Annotated in this window: 17 protein-coding genes; 11 read left to right on the forward strand and 6 right to left on the reverse strand. The window is 68.3% G+C overall.

The features are described from left to right. The first annotated feature begins 379 nt into the window (after positions 1–379). Both popC and popD read left to right on the forward strand, forming a co-directional pair. Complete coding sequence (popC, locus tag D7V88_RS24370) at positions 380–1,801, forward strand: subtilisin-like protease PopC (RefSeq protein WP_120543048.1); 1,422 nt, start codon at positions 380–382, stop codon at positions 1,799–1,801. Positions 1,802–1,861: 60 nt separating this feature from the next. After that, entirely contained in the window at positions 1,862–2,335 is a 474-nt protein-coding gene (popD, locus tag D7V88_RS24375) for a PopC secretion inhibitor PopD (RefSeq protein WP_120543049.1), read from the forward strand. A gap of 316 nt (positions 2,336–2,651) precedes the next feature. On the opposite strand, the gene D7V88_RS24380 is transcribed toward popD, so the two are convergent. After that, the gene (locus D7V88_RS24380) at positions 2,652–3,254 is read right to left on the reverse strand and encodes a malonic semialdehyde reductase (protein WP_120543050.1); all 603 of its coding nucleotides are present in this window, start codon (positions 3,252–3,254) and stop codon (positions 2,652–2,654) included. A 167-nt stretch (positions 3,255–3,421) separates the two neighbouring features. On the opposite strand from D7V88_RS24380, the gene D7V88_RS24385 reads away from it, so the two are divergent. Continuing rightward, entirely contained in the window at positions 3,422–3,844 is a 423-nt protein-coding gene (locus D7V88_RS24385; RefSeq protein ID WP_120543051.1) for a winged helix-turn-helix transcriptional regulator, read from the forward strand. A gap of 25 nt (positions 3,845–3,869) precedes the next feature. On the opposite strand, the gene D7V88_RS24390 is transcribed toward D7V88_RS24385, so the two are convergent. The 3 genes from D7V88_RS24390 to D7V88_RS24400 all read right to left on the reverse strand — a co-directional run bounded on the left by D7V88_RS24390 (position 3,870) and on the right by D7V88_RS24400 (position 6,526). Continuing rightward, complete coding sequence (locus D7V88_RS24390; protein WP_120543052.1) at positions 3,870–4,616, reverse strand: SDR family oxidoreductase; 747 nt, start codon at positions 4,614–4,616, stop codon at positions 3,870–3,872. A gap of 219 nt (positions 4,617–4,835) precedes the next feature. Beyond that, positions 4,836–6,053, reverse strand: a complete 1,218-nt coding sequence (locus D7V88_RS24395; RefSeq protein ID WP_120543053.1) for an aminotransferase-like domain-containing protein — start codon at positions 6,051–6,053, stop codon at positions 4,836–4,838. Positions 6,054–6,055: 2 nt separating this feature from the next. Beyond that, positions 6,056–6,526, reverse strand: coding sequence for an Lrp/AsnC family transcriptional regulator (locus tag D7V88_RS24400; protein WP_120533741.1), 471 nt, complete (start codon positions 6,524–6,526; stop codon positions 6,056–6,058). Between the two features lie 279 nt (positions 6,527–6,805). On the opposite strand from D7V88_RS24400, the gene D7V88_RS24405 reads away from it, so the two are divergent. The 5 genes from D7V88_RS24405 to D7V88_RS24425 all read left to right on the forward strand — a co-directional run bounded on the left by D7V88_RS24405 (position 6,806) and on the right by D7V88_RS24425 (position 13,352). Then, positions 6,806–7,531: a TetR/AcrR family transcriptional regulator gene (locus D7V88_RS24405; protein WP_120543054.1), complete on the forward strand. Its 726-nt coding sequence runs from the start codon at positions 6,806–6,808 to the stop codon at positions 7,529–7,531. A 9-nt stretch (positions 7,532–7,540) separates the two neighbouring features. After that, entirely contained in the window at positions 7,541–8,536 is a 996-nt protein-coding gene (locus tag D7V88_RS24410) for a 3-oxoacyl-ACP synthase III family protein (protein ID WP_120543055.1), read from the forward strand. Between the two features lie 35 nt (positions 8,537–8,571). Next, positions 8,572–10,128: an AMP-binding protein gene (locus D7V88_RS24415; RefSeq protein ID WP_120543056.1), complete on the forward strand. Its 1,557-nt coding sequence runs from the start codon at positions 8,572–8,574 to the stop codon at positions 10,126–10,128. 45 nt (positions 10,129–10,173) lie between these two features. Further along, a complete protein-coding gene (locus D7V88_RS24420) occupies positions 10,174–11,229 on the forward strand; it encodes an alpha/beta hydrolase (protein ID WP_120543057.1) in 1,056 nt (351 codons plus the stop codon). A 134-nt stretch (positions 11,230–11,363) separates the two neighbouring features. Then, on the forward strand, positions 11,364–13,352 hold the full coding sequence (locus tag D7V88_RS24425) for an esterase/lipase family protein (protein ID WP_120543058.1): 1,989 nt from the start codon (positions 11,364–11,366) through the stop codon (positions 13,350–13,352). A 55-nt stretch (positions 13,353–13,407) separates the two neighbouring features. Here the strand turns inward: D7V88_RS24425 and D7V88_RS24430 are convergent, their stop codons facing one another. Continuing rightward, the gene (locus D7V88_RS24430) at positions 13,408–14,007 is read right to left on the reverse strand and encodes a DUF4276 family protein (RefSeq protein ID WP_120543059.1); all 600 of its coding nucleotides are present in this window, start codon (positions 14,005–14,007) and stop codon (positions 13,408–13,410) included. Continuing rightward, a complete protein-coding gene (locus tag D7V88_RS24435; RefSeq protein ID WP_120543060.1) occupies positions 14,007–15,242 on the reverse strand; it encodes an AAA family ATPase in 1,236 nt (411 codons plus the stop codon). The genes D7V88_RS24430 and D7V88_RS24435 overlap by 1 nt, the downstream gene beginning before the upstream one ends. Before the next feature lie 142 nt (positions 15,243–15,384). Between D7V88_RS24435 and D7V88_RS24440 the strand changes: the two genes are divergently transcribed. The 3 genes from D7V88_RS24440 to D7V88_RS24450 form a co-directional block, all read left to right on the forward strand. Further along, a complete protein-coding gene (locus D7V88_RS24440) occupies positions 15,385–16,902 on the forward strand; it encodes an acyl-CoA synthetase (RefSeq protein WP_120543061.1) in 1,518 nt (505 codons plus the stop codon). A 245-nt stretch (positions 16,903–17,147) separates the two neighbouring features. Further along, entirely contained in the window at positions 17,148–17,885 is a 738-nt protein-coding gene (locus D7V88_RS24445) for a response regulator transcription factor (protein WP_120543062.1), read from the forward strand. Next, the coding region (locus D7V88_RS24450; RefSeq protein WP_147448849.1) for a sensor histidine kinase at positions 17,882–19,161 on the forward strand (1,280 nt) is incomplete at its 3' end. The genes D7V88_RS24445 and D7V88_RS24450, both read left to right, overlap by 4 nt.

The following is a 19,161-nucleotide window of genomic DNA, read 5'->3' on the forward strand; positions in this document are numbered from 1 at the left end:
GCCTGCCCCTTCCCCCCGTCCACTGTCCGACAGAGGGGCTGTGCGCCCGCGGGCACTCCTCTCGTCCCGCGGAGGGAATCCGTTGCCTTTCCGGACGTTCGAGGAAGCCGAGTGAGGACCGAGACACCAGACAAGAGGTGTCTATTGAGGAAATCGCGTGAACTTTTGTCAGGGGGACGCGGTCAAATCCCCCGGTTGACCCCGCGAACGGGGGAGAGGGGAGGGCAGACGATGACAGGGCTCACGGGCGCAGCCCGGAGCCAACCCCACGGGACCCGAAGGGGCGTGTCAGGGTTCCCAGGTGGGCGCGGTCCTTACGCGGGTGCTCTCCTCCTTCGGGGCCCCGGGCCGGATTGGTAGTCCAAGGAGCACACCACCCATGAAGTCTTTTCTCTTGGTACCCAAGGAGTCCATCGAGACGCAGGCCCGGCCGGGTGTACGTGGCACGGCACAGGGCGAGCGCGTCCTCGTTCGCAGCACCGCGTTGCGCTTCAGCGGCGCGCAGAAGGCACCGGACGCACTGACAGCGCTCGGTCTGCGTTCAGCCACCCTGCCCGGCATGAAGCCGGCCATCAGCGGCCAGGAACCGAAGCGCCGCGGGCGCGGAGGCAAGAAGAGCGCGCCCACGCGCGGCGCCGACTCCAGCACCGTGCCCATGCCGGGCGCGGCCGTGACGGAGCAGACCGGCTCCGAAGCGGGCAGCTACCGCTACATGCCCCTCATCGGCGCCACCATGGCGCACTTCTACTCCGTGGACGCAGAGAACGCGGCCCGCGGGGAGCTGGCAGAGGACTTCGAGTTCATCCCGGACGTGGTGCCCCTGTCCTTCCCCGGCCCGGTGTCGGCTGGACAGACGGGACCGCGCAACCGCGGCATGAGCTCGCTCGCGCAGCGTGAATGGCCCGACGAATCCGGCGTTCCCCTGGCGCACGCCCAGGGCATCCGGGGGGCCGGCGTGATGCTGGGCATCCTGGACACCGGCGTGGACGCGGACCACCCGGAGCACGCGAGCAAGACCATCCAGTTCCGCTACGTGTCGCTCTTCCCCAACTCGCCCCACAACCCGGCGCGCGACGTGCGCGGCTTCGATCCGGACGGCCACGGCACCCACGTGTGCGGCATCGCCGCGGGCGTGCACCACGGCGTCGCGCCGGAGGTGGACCTGTACGCCGCGTCCGTCATCGAATCGGAGACCATCCGCACCAGCCTGGGCCGCGTGGCCGCCGGCATGGAGTGGCTGCTCCACCAGTTCAGCGCGCCGGAGAACGCCTCACGTCCCGCCGTCGTCAACCTGTCGCTGGGCTTCCCGCTGCAGCCGCCGCCCGGAATCTCCGAAGCGGACTACCTGCTGAATCAGCGCGCCCTGCAAACCATGTTGCGTCGACTGCTGGACAGCAACGTGCTGCCAGTTGTCGCGGCGGGTAACAGTGGGCCGAACACGGTTGGTTACCCAGCGGCCTTTCCTGAAGCACTGGCTGTGGGGGCAGTCGACTTCGAGCGCACCGTGGCCACTTTCTCGGCCAGCGGCGCCGTGGGACGGCGCGTCGTGCCCGACGTCATGGGCTACGGGGTGAACGTGTATTCGTCTACTGAACGCCGCTGCAACAATCAGGCGTTCTATGAACGAATGAGTGGCACGAGCATGGCGGCGCCTTATGTCGCGGGTATCGCTGCACTGTATCGTTGCCGTGCCCCTGACTTGACGGCGTTGGACGTGAGGGATTTGATTCTGGCCAATGCCATCAAGCTTCCCCGCTCGGCGAATCACCGGACGGGGAAGGGCCTGGCTGTTTTCAGGTGACGCGGTAGTTGTCCGGGGCCGGTGCCAGGTGAGCACCGGACCCGGGAGAGGATGTTGGCCATGGGCAGGAAGAATGGCGTGCCGGGCGAGCCTGGTGACATGTCGACCCGGATGTCCTCCGTCGCCGCCGTGCGTCCGTTGCCGGGCAGCGGGGGCTCCGTGCGCATGATGCCGGGCTCCAACTACGGCCCCGCTCCGGAGCGGGACGTTCCGCAGCAGAGCGGCGACATCGACGTGACGGTGATGCCTCGCGAAGCCGCGTCCCCCCGGGGACGTGCGGCCGCCGCGCGGGCACCCGTGCGTTCGCGCGCGGAGGTCTTCCAGGCCGGCCTGGCGGAGAACGCCCGCTTCCGCGAGAGCTTCATGCACTGGCTGGAGGCCAACAAGCTCACGGGGGCCGTGCGCGCCATGAGCGAGCCGGGCGGTTCCCTGCCCATGCTGCACGTGCGCTGTGCGCCCCGCGTGCTGGACCAACTGCGCCGCGCACCGGAGTTCGAGGCGGGCACGATGATGCCGCTCGAACGGCTGTACTAGAAAGTCCCTGCCGCAAGCCTCCAGTCACAAGCCCCGCGTCCTCCATGGGCGCGGACAGCGTGCTTCCGTCAGACCGCGGGCCCCGCTTCCCTATGTAACGGAAGGCGGCCCTCCGGCGGTTTAAACCGCCCTGCGAAAGAAGCTGCTCGCATTGGGGGAGCGCTTCGTTTCGCCTGGGAAGGAAGCCCCGCGCCGTGTTCATCCCGGTGGAACCGACGACGGGGCTGCTTCTTCCTGATTAACCTAGAAACTCAGGATTGAGGCGGCCGAAAGCCACTGCACTCCGGTTGGATTCTTCCGTCTGTGATTGGACGGTTCAGTCCAGGCGGCAGGCGTCCTCGAAAGCCAGGCGCGGGTTGCGCGGGTAGAGCTTCGTCGGGTCGCCGTAGCCCAGGTTGATGAGGAAGTTCGACTTCCAGCCGGTGCCCTGGAGGAAGGCCTCGTCCGTCTTCGCCTTGTCGAAGCCGCCCATGGGGCCGCAGTCGAGCCCTAGCGCCCTGGCGGCGAGGATGACGTACGCGCCCTGCAGCGTGCCGCTCTGGAAGGCTGCCTGCTCGCGCACTTCCGGGGGCAGCCCCGCGAAGTAGCCCTTCATGTCGCGCGCGGGGAACAGCTTGGGCATCTGTTCGTGGAACGCGGTGTCGTGCGCCACGATGACCGTCACGGGCGCCTGCATCGTCTTGTCCACGTTGCCCGCGGACAGCAGGGGCTTGAGCCGCTCCTTGGCCTCGCGGCTCCTCACGAACACCAGGCGCACCGGCTGGGTGTTGGCCGCGGTGGGCGCCATCTTCGCCAGCTCGTAGATGCGGCGCAGGGTGTCGTCCGTCACCGGCCTGTCCAACCAGCCGTTGTGCGTGCGGGCTTCGGTGAAGAGCTGGGCCAGGGCGCCTGCGTCCAGGGCGGTGTTCGTCGCTGTCATCGGTGTGTCCCCTTCGCGGAGGCGGACGCGATCCGCGCCCGTCATGGCCCATGGGTAGCGGTGTCGCTTTTAATTTGCAAGTAACTTCCTAAAAGTAAGCTTGTGCCGCGCGGGTGTTCCTGCGGGAAGGGAAGGGCGGGCGCTATACTCAGGCAGGAGGCGCGACGATGCATGACGACCTACGCCCGCTGTGCGAGCGGTTCCTGACGGCGGCCGAGCTCCTGGGGCGCCGGTGGACGGGCATCATCCTGCGCATCCTGCTGGACGGGCCGTGCCGCTTCGGGGAGCTGACGGAGCGCATTGGCGGCATCAGCGAGCGCGTCCTGTCGGAGCGGCTCAAGGAGCTGGAGGCCGAGGGCGTCATCGAGCGCCACGTGGACCCGGGGCCGCCCATCCGCTCCGAGTACCGGCTGACGCAGAAGGGGCAGGCGTTCTGGAAGGTCTTCCACGAGCTGGGCCAGTGGGCGGAGCAGTGGGCGGACGTGAAGCCGACGCCGAAGCCGGAAGTGAAGCCGGCGGGCCGGGACGCGAAGAAGGGCGCGGACGCGAAGTCCGCGCGGGCCGCGCCCCGGAAGCGCAAGACGGCCTGAGCTTCCGGAGCGGGGCGGGACGGGCCTAGAAGTTGAGGCCGCCGTCCACGTCGATGGTGCGGCCGTTGAAGTAGTCGCACTCGATGACGAACTTCACCGCCACCCAGATGTCCTCCGGCAGGCCGATGCGGGCCACCGGGATGGAGGCCACCAGCGCGTCGCGGGCCTTCTGGTTCATGCCCTGCGTCATCGGCGTTTCAATCATGCCCGGGGCGATGGCGCCCACGCGGATGCCGAACGGGGCGAATTCACGCGACCAGGTGACGGTGTTCGCGGCGAGCGCGGCCTTGGCGGACACGTAGTTGGACTGGCCGCGGTTGCCGTGCCGGGCGATGGACGACATGTTGACGATGACGCCGGGGCGCTGGTCCGTCTCCACCATCTTCGTCACCACCTCGCGCACCATCAGCGTGGCGCCGGTGAGGTTGACGCCGATGACGGCGTTCCAGTCCGCGGTGGACAGCTTCTTCACCTGACCGGTGGTGCGGTCCTTCTTCACGAGCAGCGCGTCGCGCAGGATGCCCGCGTTGTTGATGAGGCCGTTGAGGCCGCCCATCTCACCGTGCGCCCACGACACGAAGTCGATGACGTCCTGCTCGTTGGACACGTCCAGCTTGCGGCGGTGGATGCCCTTGGGCAGCTCCGCGAGCCGCTCCTCGTTGACGTCGCCCACGGCCACCTGGCCGCCCGCTGCCTGGATGCGCTGGGCGAAGTGCGCGCCCATGCCCTGCGCGCCACCCGTCACGATGATCTTCAGGTCCTTCAGCTCCATGTGCCTCTCCTTGAGCGTCGCAAGGGCGGCGGGAAGGGGGCTGCTCCCTTCCCGGTTCCACCCGTCGAAAACGCGCGCAGGGTACGCACACCGCCTCGGCGCTTTCCAGCGCCGAGGAGGATGAAACCTGAATCGCCCTTCAACTTTTTCCAGGCCCCCCGGGCGCCCCGGCCATCAACGCGGTGCGTTGGGCTTTCGGGGCGCGCGCGGGCCGGGTTCCTAGAGCGCGTCGGAGATGACGGAGCCCAGCCGGCGCATGCCCTCGGTGATGAGGTCGGGCGGACGGTTGGAGTAGTTCAGGCGCATGAACTGGGGCTGCTGCACGGTGGCGAAGAAGGGCGCGCCGGGGACGAAGGCGACCTTCTGTTCGACGGCGCGGGGCAGCAGCGTGGCCGCGTCCAGACCGCCGGGCAATTCCACCCAGAGGAACATGCCGCCGTCGGGCCGGGTCCACTTCGTGCCCTGGGGCATGTGCTGCTCCAGCGCGGCGAGCATCGCGTTGGCGCGCTCGGCGTAGACGGGCATCAGCGCGGCGATGTGGCCCACGTAGTCGAAGGTGGACAGCAGGCGGGCGGTGGCGCGCTGGGCGAGCGTGGCGGTGTGCAGGTCGGTCGCCTGCTTGGCGATGGTGAGCGCCTTGAGCAGCGCGCGCGGCCCCGTCACCCAGCCCAGGCGCAGGCCGGGGGCCAGCGTCTTGGAGAAGGTGGACAGCGACAGCACCACGCCCTGGTCGTCCAGCGACGCGAGCGACGGCAGGTGCTCCCCGCGGAAGCGCAGCTCGCCGTACGGGTCGTCCTCCAGGATGAGGAAGCGGTGCTCCTGCGCCAGCCGCACCAGCGCCTTGCGGCGCTCCAGCGACAGGGTGGTGCCCTTGGGGTTCTGGAAGTTGGGGATGACGTAGAGCAGCTTCGGCTGGCGCTTCTTCACCAGCGCGGCCAGGTCATCCGTGTCCATGCCCGCGTCGTCGCTGCGCACGGTGGCGAAGTCCACCTCGTAGCCGCCGAAGGTCTGGAGCGCCGCCAGGTAGCTGGGGTCCTCCACCACCACGAGGTCGCCCGGGTCCAGCAGCACCTTGCCCACGAGGTCCAGGCCCTGCTGCGAGCCGCTGGTGATGAGCACCTGGTCGGCGTGGGTGTGGTGACCCTTGCGGGCCAGGTGCGAGCAGATCCACTCGCGCAACGGGGCGAAGCCCTCCGTGGTGCTGTACTGGAGCGCCGCGCGGCCTTCGGTTTCGAACGTCTCCTCGAACGCCCGGGCGATGGCCTCCAGCGGGAAGAGCTCCGGGGCGGGCAGGCCGCCAGCGAAGGAGAGGATGTCGGGGCGCTCGGCGATCTTGAGGATCTCCCGCACCGCGGACGTCTTCATCCGGGACATGCGCTGCGACAGCCGGTAGGCCGGAGGAGGGGGCAGGGGTGCACTCATTGCGTCCGCGCTCATGTTCATTCTCCGTTCAACTTCGCTTCGGGGACACGCACGTGCGTGTCCTCCTTCAAGGTCGACAGGACGATGGTGGTGCTCGTGCGGGTGACGCCCGGGATGGTGCGCAGCGTCTCCACCAGCAGCACGTCCAGCGTCCGGGTGTTGTCCGTTTTCACCTTCAGCACGTACGAGTCCTGGCCCGCGACCCGGTGTGCCTCCAGCACGTCCGGCAGCTCCGCCACCTTCTTGGCGAAGCCCTCGAAGTGCTTGGGGTGCTCGATGCTCACCCCGATGAAGGCGGTGATGTCCTTGCCCAACTGCGTCGCGTCCACCCGCGCCGTGTAGCCGGTGATGACCCCGCGCTCCTCCAGCTTGCGGATGCGCTCGGCCACCGCGGGTTGGGACAACTTCACCCCCCGTGACAGCTCCAACTGCGTGGCCCGGCCATCGCGCTGAAGCATGTCCAAGATGCGATAATCCAGGGCGTCCATGGGGCATCCGACCTTATTTTTATAGGTCGCTTGGGTGAGTGACGGTGAAGTTATATGCCCCCGCTCAGGATTGCAAGTCCGTTGGTGTGCAAACTTGTAGGGCGGCGCAAAGGGTCGGATTCACGACCTCCCACGTCCTGTTCCGGCGCCTGCCCGCCCGCCCCTCCGGGCCCCGGACCGCGAGGGCGTGACGCTCCGCGTTCATGTCTGTCTTTGACGCAAGGAGCCAACCAACGGCTTTTGACAAGGTTGTCGGGCGGGTGCTACCCGTCCTGAAAGATGAATCGCCCTTCAACTTCAGAACGAGTCCCGGTGACGCCGCGTGGCCAGCGGACGCGGCAGAAGCTGTTGAAGGCGGCGGAGGCGGTGTTCGGCGACAAGGGCTACGAGCGTGCGTCCATCGCGGACCTCACGCGCAAGGCCAGCGTCGCGCTGGGCACCTTCTACGTGTACTTCCCGGACAAGCAGTCCATCTTCGTGGAGGTGGTGGACGAGCTGGGCGCGCGCCTGCGTCGCCTCATCGCGGAGTCCACCGCCGCGTGCACCACGCGCCTGGAGGTGGAGCGTGAGGGCCTGCGCGCCTTCTTCCAGTTCGTGCGCCAGCACCCCAACCTCTACCGCGTGGTGCGGCAGGCGGAGTTCGTGGATGCGGACTGCTACCGCCGCTACTACGACCGCTTCGCCAAGGGCTACGTGCGCGGCCTCACGCAGGCGATGGACGCAGGCGAGCTGCGCCGCATGGATCCGGAGGCGCTCGCCTACTGCCTGATGGGCATTGGCGACTTCCTGGGCATGCGCTGGGTGCTCTGGGAGGAGGACATGGGCCTGGAGCGCGTGCTCGACACGGCGATGACGCTCCTGACCCACGGCCTGCCCTCCGGCGCTCCCGTCCTCAAGACCGTCCCGCCGCCCAAGGCCCCCAAGGCCGTCACGAAGTCCTCTTCGAAGTCTCCTTCGTCTCCTTCCCCAAAGCCCCGCCGTCCGGCGCGCGGCTCCCGGAGCTGAAACACCGCCATGCGTTACGCGAACATCCTGTCCACCGGCCGCTACGTCCCCGAGAAGCTGCTCACCAACGCCGACGTGGAGGCCATCCTCGGCGAGAAGGTGGACGAGTGGCTCCAGACGAACGTGGGCATCAAGCAGCGCCACGTGATGGCGGATGATCAGGCGACCAGCGACCTGGCTGTGGCCGCCGCGAAGGAGGCCCTGGCCCGCGCGAAGGTGGATCCGAAGGACCTGGACCTGGTGCTGGTGGCCAGCGACACGCCGGACTACCTGAGCCCCGGCACGTCGTCGGTGGTGCAGGCGAAGCTGGGCGCCGTCAACGCGGGCACGTACGACATCAACGCGGCGTGCGCGGGCTGGGTGACGGCGCTGGACGTGGCGTCGAAGACGATTTCGGCGGACGACAGCTACCAGCGCATCCTGGTGGTGGGCGCCTACGGGATGACCCGTTACGTGAACTGGAAGGACAAGAAGACCTGCACGCTGTTCGCGGACGGCGCGGGCGCGGTGGTGCTGGGCGCGTCCGACAAGCCGGGCTTCCTGGGCGCGAAGCTGCTGGCGAACGGCGAGTACCACGACGCGCTGGGCATCTACACGGGCGGCACGAACCGGCCCGCCACGGCGGAGACGCTGAAGCTCACCGACGGCAAGCCCGCGGTGCAGTTCGTGCGCAAGTTCCCCTCCACGTTCAACACCGAGCGCTGGCCCATCCTGCTGGACACGCTGCTCAAGCGCGCGGACCAGACGCTGGATGACGTGAAGCTGTTCGTCTTCACGCAGCTCAACCTGCGCACCATCGAAGCCACCATGAAGGCGCTCAACCAGCCCATGGCCAAGGCGCACTACACGATGGACAAGTGGGGCTACACGGGCTCCGCCTGCATCCCCATGACGCTCGACGACGCGGTCCAGCAGGGCAAGGTGAAGAAGGGCGACCTCGTGGCCTTCTGCGCCAGCGGCGGCGGCCTCGCGATGGCGTCCGCGCTCTACCGCTGGACGGCGTAGTTCCACCCTCGAAGACACAGCCAGGAGGTACGCGCATGTTCATCGGGGATTGGATGGGGCGGGGCGCCCTCTACTGGCCGGAAGCGGTGGCCGTGGTGGACGTGGCCCGCGGGGACGCGGGCCGCTTCACCTACCGGCGGATGAACGCGCGCGCCACGGCGCTCGCGGGCTGGCTGCGGGACGTGGCCGGCGTGCAGCGCGGCGACCGCGTGGGCATCGTCGCGCTCAACGGCGTGGAGCACCTGGATCTGCTCTTCGCGTGCGGGAAGCTGGGCGCCATCTTCGTGCCCTACAACTGGCGGCTGCACGCGGCGGAGCTGACCGAGGGTGTGCGCTCCGTCCGTCCGCGCGTGCTGCTGTTCGGGGATGACTTCCGCGACGCGGCGGCTCGGGTGCGTGAGCACGTGGGCGACGGCCTTCGCCTCGTGGCGCTGGATGCGCAGGGTCTTCCGGGTGCGGACGCCTACGCGAAGGTGCTGGAGTACGTGACCGCGGCCCCGGTCACGAACGAAGCGGTGAGCGAAGAGGACATCCTCTGTCTCATCTTCACGGGCGGCACCACCGGGAAGTCCAAGGGCGCGAAGGTGTCCTACCGGATGGTGGCGTGGAACACGCTCAACACGCTGGTGCATGAAATCCGGCAGGGCGACGTGACGGTGACGCACACGCCGCTGTTCCACACCGGCGGACTGCTCGTGTACACGCTGCCGCTGCTCACCGTGGGCGGCACCGTGGTGCTGATGCGGCGGTGGGACGCGGAGGAGATGCTGGGCCTCGTCGCGAAGGAGAAGGTGACGCTCTTCTTCGCGGTGCCCACGCAGTACCAGCAGTTGATGGATTCGCCGCGCTGGCGCGGCACGGACTTCTCCTCCGTGCGCTTTGTCACCAGCGGTGGGGCGCCCCTGCCGGTGACGCTGCTCCAGGCGTGGCAGGCGGTGCACCCGGTGCCCTTCAAGCAGGGTTTCGGCATGACGGAGTTCGGGCCCGGCATCTTCAGCATGGGGCCGGAGTTCGCGGTGTCGAAGGCGGGCTCCATCGGCCGGCCCAACTACTTCATCGACGCGAAGCTGGTGGATGACGCGGGCCAGGACGTGCCCGTGGGCGGGGTGGGCGAGCTGGTGCTCAAGGGCCCGTCCATGTGCTCGGGCTACTTCGAGGACGACGCCGCGACGCAAGAGGCCATCGACGCGGGCGGCTGGTTCCACACCGGGGACCTGGCGCGCGTGGATGCCGAAGGCTTCTTCACCATCGTTGGGCGCAAGAAGGACATGTTCATCTCCGGTGGGGAGAACGTGTACCCGCTGGAGCTGGAGTCGGTGCTCTACGAGCACGCCGCGGTGCAGCAATGCGCGGTGGTGGGCGTGCCGGACGCGAAGTGGGGCGAGGCGGGCCGCGCGTTCGTGGTGCTCAAGGCGGACGCGCAGGCCACGGCGGAGGCGCTGCTGGAGCACCTGAAGGGGCGGCTGGCGCGCTTCAAGGTGCCCAAGCGCGTGGAGCTGGTGAAGGCCCTGCCGGTGTCGCCCGCCGGGAAGATCCTCAAGCGAGAGTTGCGCGAGCAGGCCATCGCGGCGGACGCGCGCGACGCTTCGTGACGGGCGGTATCCTCTCTTCAAGCATTTCAACCAGGAGCGGCGCACATGGCTGACAGTTCCAGGAAGGTCGAGAAGCGGGACATCCCCACGGCACGGCTCGCGGTGCGCGCGAGGCTCGTGGGTGAGGAGGGATTTCCCGTCATCTTCGTGCACGGCAACTGTTCCTCTTCCGCGTTCTTCGAATCGCTGATGAAGACGCTGCCCGAGGGCTTCCGGGGCATCGCGCCGGACATGCGCGGCTACGGGGAGACGGAGCCCAAGACCATCGACGCGACGCGCGGCATGCGCGACTTCAGCGACGACCTGGTGGCGCTGATGGACGCGCTGTCGCTCAAGCGCGCGGTGTTCGTGGCGCACTCGGCCGGCGCGGGCATGGTGATGCAGTTGTCCCTGGACCACCCGGAGCGCGTGGCGGGCGTCGTGGTGGAAGCGCCCCTGTCGCCCTATGGCTTCGGCGGCACGAAGGACACGGACGGCACGCCGTGCTGGGCGGACTTCGCGGGCTCCGGCGGTGGCACGGCCAACCCGGACTTCGTGCAGCGGCTGAAGTCGAAGGACCGCTCCACGGAGACGCCCACGTCGCCTCGCAACGTGATGAACGGCTGCTACGTGAAGCCCCCGTTCCGTCACCCGGACGAGGAGATGCTCCTGGACTCGGTGCTGAACACGCACGTGTCGGACGAGCTGTACCCGGGCAACTTCACCAAGTCCGACAACTGGCCGGGCGTGGCGCCGGGCACCACGGGCATGAACAACGCCATGGCGCCGCGCTACTACAACACGTCGTCCTTCGCGGCCCTGAAGAACGGGCCGGACGTGCTGTGGATCCGCGGCGCGGACGACGCCATCGTTTCAGACACGTCACTGTTCGACTTCGGTTTCCTGGGCAAGCTGGGCGCGGTGCCCGGCTGGCCCGGGGATGAGAAGTACCCGCCGCAGCCCATGGTGTCGCAGATGCGCGGCGTGATGGAGCGCTACGCGAAGAACGGTGGTCGCTTCCGCGAGGTCGTCCTCCAGGACACGGGCCACAGCCCGCACCTGGAGAAGACGCAGGAGTTCGAAGCCCTGCTGACGCCCTTCCTGCGGGAGCACGCCCGCTAGCCATTCCTGACGCGCGTTGATGGCGCGGAGGGCCTTCCGGGACGACCCCGGTGGCCCTTGGCGCGTCCGCGCATCGGGTTTCCCTGTCGCACGTCTGCTGTCGCCGCACCCTCTTCACCCACCCGGAGGTCCGCATGCGAAGCACCTGGACGTTGTCGCTCACGGCCGCATTGCTGATGGCAGGTTGCGGGGCAGAACCGCCCGCGTCGGAGGCGCCTCCGGTGGAGGCGGCCGTCGGCACGGCGGAGGCCCCGCTGGACGCGGACCTCGCGCCCTACTTCGACGCGGTCACCACGCCGACCAACGGCTACAACGTGGTGGGCACGCTGACGCCGGCCTCGTGGTCCTGGGGGCAGATTGAGTTGCTGGAGGGGCGCCAGCGCTTCCGCAGCGAGTACTACAACCCGCGTACGCAGAAGCTGCGCTACCAGGACACGTACCAGTCCAGCGACTACCCGGTGGCGACGTTCTTTGGCGCGCTCAACCAGCAGTTGGTGGACGGCTTCAACCTGGCCTACGCGAATAGCTGTGCCACGACGGCGGGGAGCACCTGTCCCGCGGTCGGGCCCACCAAGCCGGCGGCGCGTTACGTCCTCCTACACAAGGGACGGGCCACGGCGGCGCGCACCTGCAATGTGAACCTGACGCCGACGCTGTTGGTGCACGGCGCCATCCAGGACGCGAACGTCTGGATGTTCCCCAACGGCAACAACGGTTCGGGTGGTTCGTACGGCAACGCGGCCCAGAAGACGGGCCTGGTGCAGGACCTGGAGTCGAAGGGCCGCTGCGTGTACGCGGTGACGTTCGGCTCGTTCCACGGCGACAACTACAACCACGCCATCCACGTGGCCAACGCGGTGAGCCGCATCAAGGCGCTGCACCCGGGCGTGGCGCGGGTGGACGTCATCGCGTGGAGCAAGGGCGTGCTGGCGGTGGACCCCTGGATTGCCAACGCGGCGACGTGGGGCGGTTTCAGCACCACGCGGCTCTTCGAGCGGCTGGCGAAGGAGCAGGCGTCGCAGGTGCCGGCGTATGACGACTCCGTGCGCGTGTACGTGCCGCTGTCCGGGCCGCACAAGGGCATCGACCTGAACTTCCGCCACCCCATCCACACGCTGACCATCGCGAGCACGTCGTCGAACGCGCCGGTGGGCCGTGGGCCGATGCCGTGGACGTACTTCTCCGCGTTCCAGTGCGTGACGTGGGGCTCGGACGTGCCCTGGTACAACAACCCGTATGCGGAGAGCGTGTGCGAGGGCTCCGGCGGCATGTGGCCGGACTTCTTCCGCCGCATCTACCTGTCGAACATCACGGGCCTGAGCAGCACGGGCGCGCCGGTGTCCGCGAGCACGCTCCAGTCGCTGAACACCACCCAGGGCCTGTCCGCGAGCGCGTTCAACTTCGACGAATACAACATGAGCCTGTTCGGCTCCGTGAACGACAGCGGCAAGTACGTGACGGCGTTCCCGGGCCAGCTCCAGGCGGCGAACGACCTGCGCGGCACGTACCCGATTCCGGACCGCAGCGCGCTGGCGTGGGACAACGTGGATCCGAACGAGAACCGCTACTTCCCGTGGCTGGATTCGAAGCTCATCTACAACCCGTTGAACCCCTGGATCGCCGCGGGCTACATGGACGCGACGGACCACCGCGTGTGCCGCACCACCGCTTATGACCCCGCCGGTTCGCCGTGCTTCGCGTACCACGCGTACAACACGAACCAGAACGCGGAGGGCTACAACATCTCCAACTACGCCAAGTACCGCATCATGCACGGCCTGGGCATGGCGACGGCGATGGAGATGGGCGGCAAGTTCATCACCCGTCTGGCGGAGCACGGCCTGGATACGCGCCTGAAGTCGCTCTACGTGCTCTACGGTACGGCGGCCGGTTCGGCGCCCTACGAGACGGACGGCATGACGTCCACGACGTCCGCGCCGCGCGGCGACGGCGTGCTGTTCGAGGCGAGCATCGCGGCGATGACCCAGCTCACCCAGGGCTGGACCGCGGCGAAGAAGACCGCGGACGCGAAGCAGGAGGGCATGGCGTACGACCACCTGAGCATGGGCATCACGCCGGCCGTGTGGAACAAGATCTCCGCGCACTTCGTTTCGCGGGATTGATGTGAGGTGACTCCTTCCCCACCGTGCGAACGGTGGGGAAGGGGTGTCAGGGTGACTACTGGGGCCGGGGTGGAACGCTGACGCCCAGCAGTGCGCCCATGTCGCGGAAGAGCTTGTCGAAGGAGTCCGCACGCCTTGCGGCTTCGAGGTCGAAGATCTTCGTCAGGGCGGCTTGGTCGATGGTTGGGCTGTATCCGTCGGGCATGCGCTTGTGCAGCCAGCCCTTCGCATCGCGGATGCGCTCCGGATGGGGCGGTGCCCGCAGGTCAGAGGGAAGTCCCCGGTGGTTGCGAAGGGACTCTGCGGCCGCGAGGAACCACGCTTCGTATTCACACTGTGCGACGACCACGGAAATGGCTCGGTCCGACCGATGCTTTCGTGCCCACCCCAGGAGCCGAGGGCCCAGCACGCAGGGCATGTCCTCGTCGGCATCCAGCAGGACGAGGATGCATCCATCGCCGCCAACCCTCCGGGCTGTCAAATCGATGACGCGGCTCAGTTCGTCCTCTTTGACGAGCTTTCCTCGCGATAGACGGTGGGGCGGATTCAGCATGTCCAACCGGACTTCTGGTGCAAGGAAGCTCGCCAGACGCCTCACGAGAATAGGTGCGGCCAGGACTTCTCCAGCTCCCTCCACGATGAGTCCCAGCTTCATCAGGCGTCGTGCTCCCAGAGTTTGAGCTGATCCGCTTGGGGGACCGCCTGCCTGTCGGGAGGTAATTGGTCGGCCTTCAGCAACTCGCCCACCGTGTAGAGCCGGTCCTTCAGCGCGGAACGGGTTTCCGCATCGACCTGGGCGATGATGCTTCGGCCTTGCTCTGAAACCACGGAGAGGATCTCGTCCGCCTCGATGCTGGAGTCATCCAGCAGTTCAGGACTGTGGCTGGTGACGATGACCTGGGTGTACTGCGAGGCGTCCCGGAGAGCATCACGGAGGACACCTGCTGCGGCAGGATGAAGTGCGACCTCGGGTTCCTCGATACCTACAACATGGATTCGCTGTTCGACCCGGGTCTGGAACAGCGCGACTAGGATGCCGAGCGCGCGCAGCGTGCCGTCCGACATGTTGATGGCCGGAAATTGCCAGTAGCGGCTATCGGCACCTTCAATCTTCTGTAGGAACGACAGCGTTTCCATGTGGCCAACGCGTGTGTAGCCCACGGCGTGAAGGCTCGGCACGATGGCACGCAGATACTCCTCAATGCGCTTTTTCGTGGAGTATCCATCCGGTTTTTCCAGGCGCTCTAGGATGCTGGGAAGGTTGGAGCCGTCACGGGCCAAGAGTTCTCCCTTGTCAGGTGATTGAAGAGCGCGGAGTTGGTCCGGATTGAGGTTGTAGAACCCCATGGTCGACAGCGCGTCGAAGACAGGGCGGAACTCCGGAAGACCTGCTGCATTGACTAGATAAAGGCGGTCCTCCGAGGCAGGTGGAGCAACTGGAGCAGGCTTGACGACGAGGGCACCTTCTCGGACGTGGTACCTCGCTTCGCCGATTGCGCACTCCTCTTCTTGGACTACGTAGTCTCCATCCGCGCTGGTTCCGATGCCGACAGAGAAGTGCCCGGTGGACCCATTGGGGAACTGAAAATCGAGACGGATTTCAAAAAGTCCCAACGGTTTGCGCGAGCGGCGCACGATCTCCTCGGCCCCTCCTCGGTTCCTGAGCGCGTGCGCAAGGGATGTCCGCAATGCGTCCGTAATAAGCCGCAGGGCGTCCAGGAAGTTGCTCTTGCCCGAACCGTTGGGACCCACGAGGAACGTCAACGGACCCAGAGCGACATCGCAGACCTCGATGCTGCGGTAGTCGCGCAGTGCCACGCGGGTGATGAAGGGTGCCCGGCTTCCGGGTCGGTGGACGGCGGGCTGCCCGGAGTTTTCGGCGGAAGGCATCAGGCTCTCTCCACGGACACGACCACTGCTCCGGGCCGCCCATCGTGCCAGCAGGCCCAGGAGAGCGGTAGCGTTGCGTGAACACGCAGCGTCCGCATCCTGAATCCAACAGGTCCACCCGCTTCGCTCTAGCATCTGGCGTATGCCCATCGTCCATGACTGGCTGGCCCGGCGGGCATCGCTCGCCCCGGAGCGCACGGCGCTCATCGACCCGCTTCGGGGTGGTCAGCGCATCTCGTGGCGCGAGTGGAACGCGGCGGCGCACCGGACGGCGCTGCTGCTGCTCGACCTGGGTGTGACTTCCGGGGACCGGGTCTCCGTGCTCGCCTACAACGGCGTGGAGACGCTGGACCTGCTGTTCACCTGCGCGAAGCTGGGCGCCGCGCTCCAGCCGCTCAACTGGCGCCTGGGCGTGACGGAGCTGCGGGGGCTGCTCGCGGATGTCGCGCCCCAGGCCGTCCTCTTCGGGCCTGAGTTCCGCGCACAGGTGGAGGCGCTGCGCTCCTTGCTGCCCCAGATCCGGCATTGGATTCCCCTGGCGGATCCGCTTCCGGGTGAACGCTCCTTCGCCTCACGCGACGACCTGTCCTCGTCCCGTGCTCTGCCCGTCATCCATGTGGATCCCGATTCTCCGTGGGTGCTGTGCTCCACCGGAGGCAGCACCGGCCTGCCGAAGTCCGCGGTGCTCACCCATGGCTCGCTCACCGCGAACGCCGCGAACACCGTCGTCAGCTGGGGCCTCACCCAGGACGACGTGGCCCTGCTCAACGCGCCCTTGTTCCACACCGGCGGCCTCAACGTGTTCACGCTGCCCCTCGTGTACGTGGGCGGCGCTTCCGTCGTGTGCCGGGGCTTCGACGTGGAGCAGACCTTCGACCTCATCCACTCGGGCACCGTCAGCGTCGTCTTCGGCGTGCCCACCATGTTCATCGAGATGCAGCGCCACCCTCGCTTCGACGCGGTGGACTTCTCCCGACTCAAGCTGCTGATCAGCGGTGGCGCACCCTGCCCCGCCCCCGTCTTCGAGCGCTTCTTCGCCCGCGACATCCCCTTCCGCACCGGCTACGGCCTCACCGAAGCGGGACCCAACAACTTCTTCCTGCCTGCGCACGCCGTGCGTTCCCACCCGGGCTTCGTCGGCGTTCCCCTGTTCCATGTCGAGGCGCGCATCGAAGGTGAGGCGAACCCCGGGGACGTGGGCGAGCTGCTGCTGCGCGGCCCCCACCTGTGCTCGGGCTACTGGCGCAACCCGGAGGAGACCGCTCGCGTCTTCGTGCACGGTTGGCTGCACACCGGCGACCTGGCCTCCCGTGACGCGGCGGGCTTCTTCCGCATCGAGGGCCGGCGCAAGGACCTGATCATCTCCGGCGGTGAGAACATCCACCCCTCGGAGGTGGAGAGCGTCCTCGCGGGCCATCCCGATATCGCGGAGGTCGCCGTCATCGGCGTCCCCGACCCGAAGTGGGGGGAAGTCCCCCGCGCCCTCGTCGTCCCCCGGCCCGGCGCCACTCCTACCCTCGCGGCGCTCCAGGCCTTCTGTGAGGGCCGCCTCGCCCGCTACAAGCTGCCCCGCACGCTGCGCCTCCTCCAAGCCCTGCCGCGCACCCCGGCGGGCAAGGTGGACCGGCGGGCGCTCGGCCTGTCGCACGGCCTGGGGTGAATTTCGGTCCGTGACGGCCGTCCTCCCAGGGCGCGGGATGGCGCCTCCGGGACGGGCCGGGGGACCCCTGCATGTCCGGCCGGACATGAATCCGTAATATTTGGTCATGAAGCGGAAGCCCCCAGGAAATATGGGGGTGTCAGGTTGGGTGTGCGTTCTGGAGGCGGACGGTGGGGCTCCGGTCTTTTGGAGAGAAGCCCGGGTCCCCACTTCCGCCTCTGGTCCGCATCCCGGGAGACCGACGCATGGAGATGACCCCTCGCCCCACGACCTCGGAGGAAGCCACCATCCAGGTGCTGCTCGTCGAGGACGACGAACGCCTGGCCCGGCTCACCGCCCGCTACCTGCAGGAGCACGGCATCATCGTCACCGTCTCCGCCTCCGGCACCGACGCGCTCGCGCAGACGTCCCGCCACACCTATGACGTCATCCTGCTGGACCTGATGCTCCCCGGCCGCGACGGCCTGGAAGTGTGCCGCGAGCTGCGCACCCGCACCGACGTGCCCATCATCATGCTCACCGCGCGCGGCGAGGAGGCCGACCGCGTCCTGGGCCTGGAGTCCGGCGCGGACGACTACCTGCCCAAGCCCTACTCGTCGCGCGAGCTGCTGGCCCGCATCCGCGCCCAGGTGCGCCGCGCCCGGGGCAAGGTGGGCCCCACCAGCCACCCCGTGCATGCGGGCCGGCTGGTGCTGGACCCTCGCAGCCTGAGCGCGTCCCTGGACGGCAAGCCGCTGACCCTCACCACCTACGAGTTCAGCCTGCTGCGCGTGCTGGCCGAACGCGCCGGCCGCGTCCTCAGCCGTGAGCAACTGCTCGACCTGGTGAAGGGCAGCGCGGACGAGGTGTTCGACCGCTCCGTGGACGTGCACATCTTCCGCCTGCGCCAGAAGCTGGAGGTGGACCCCAGAAACCCGCGCCTGCTCAAGACGGTCCGCGGTGCCGGCTACATGCTGGCCACCGAGACCGAGGCAGAGCCGTGAAGAAGGCCCGTCACTTCTTCCGCCTCCCCACCGGCCTGCTCGCCCGCATCTACCTGGTGGGCGTCATCCAGATCATCCTGGTGGCCCTCTCGCTCATGCTCGCGCGGGACTTCCTGCGCAACGAGTCCTGGCGCAACCGCTTCGACGACGAGCTGTCCTACTTCGTCGACGAGTGGACCGCCCTGCGCGACAACCCCGCCGCGCTCCAGGCCTCGCTCGACCGCGCGCAGCAGCGCATGGGCATGCGCGTCACCCTGCGCGACGTGAATGGCCAGTTGCTCGGCAACACCCGGCCGGAGCCCGCGCCCGCGCTCAGCGCCGACGAGCTGCACGTCACCTCGCGCGTCACCCGAAAGGGGCCGCCCGGGCCCTTTCCCGGTCCCAGCGGGCCGGGCAGGGGCCTCCTGGTGGTGAGCCCCTTTCCGGGGCCCATTCAGGTGTACGCCTCCGTGTCGTTGCCGCCTCCGCCTCCGCCTCCCGACAACGACCGCCAGACGGCCATCATCGTGGGCTTGGTCCTGGCGTGCACCGCCATCACCTCCGTCGCCTTCGCGCGCACGCTCGCGGGGCCGCTGAAGAAGCTGGCCTCGGCCGCCCGGGCCTTTGGCGCGGGACGGCTGGATGTGCGCGCGGGCCTGCGCCGCAACGATGAGCTGGGGCTCGTGTCGGAGGCCTTCGACGAGATGGCCGGCCGCATCACCCAGCTCCTGCGCTCGCAGAAGGAGCTGCTCGCCAACGTGTCGCATGAGCTGCGCACACCGCTGTCCCGCATCCGCGTGGCGCTGGACCTGGCCGCGGAAGGCGACGCGCAGACCGCTCGCGAGCTGCTCCCCGACATCACCGAGGACCTGGCGGAGCTGGAGCGCCTGGTGCAGGACGTGCTCACCACGTCACGCCTGGAGCTGGTGACGGAGGGCGCCAGCGGCGCCGCGCCCCCCCTGCGCCTGGAGCACGTGGACGCGAACGCGCTGCTGGACAAGGCCGCCGCCCGCTTCCGGACCTCGCGGCCCCAGCACCGCCTGGAGGTCCAGGTGGACGGGGCGCTCCCGGGGCTGGAGGCGGACCCCGTCCTGTTGCGGCGCGTGCTGGACAACCTGCTCGACAACGCGGGGAAATATTCGGAGGCCGGCACCACCGTGCAACTGCTCGCCCGGACGGAGGGCGACGGCGTCCAGGTGGAGATTCGCGACCAGGGCATCGGCATCGACGCGGAGGACCTGGCGCGGGTGGGTACGCCCTTCTTCCGCACCGACCGCAGCCGCGCCTGCACGACGGG

This window comes from Corallococcus terminator (assembly GCF_003611635.1).
Taxonomy (GTDB): Bacteria; Myxococcota; Myxococcia; order Myxococcales; family Myxococcaceae; genus Corallococcus; species Corallococcus terminator.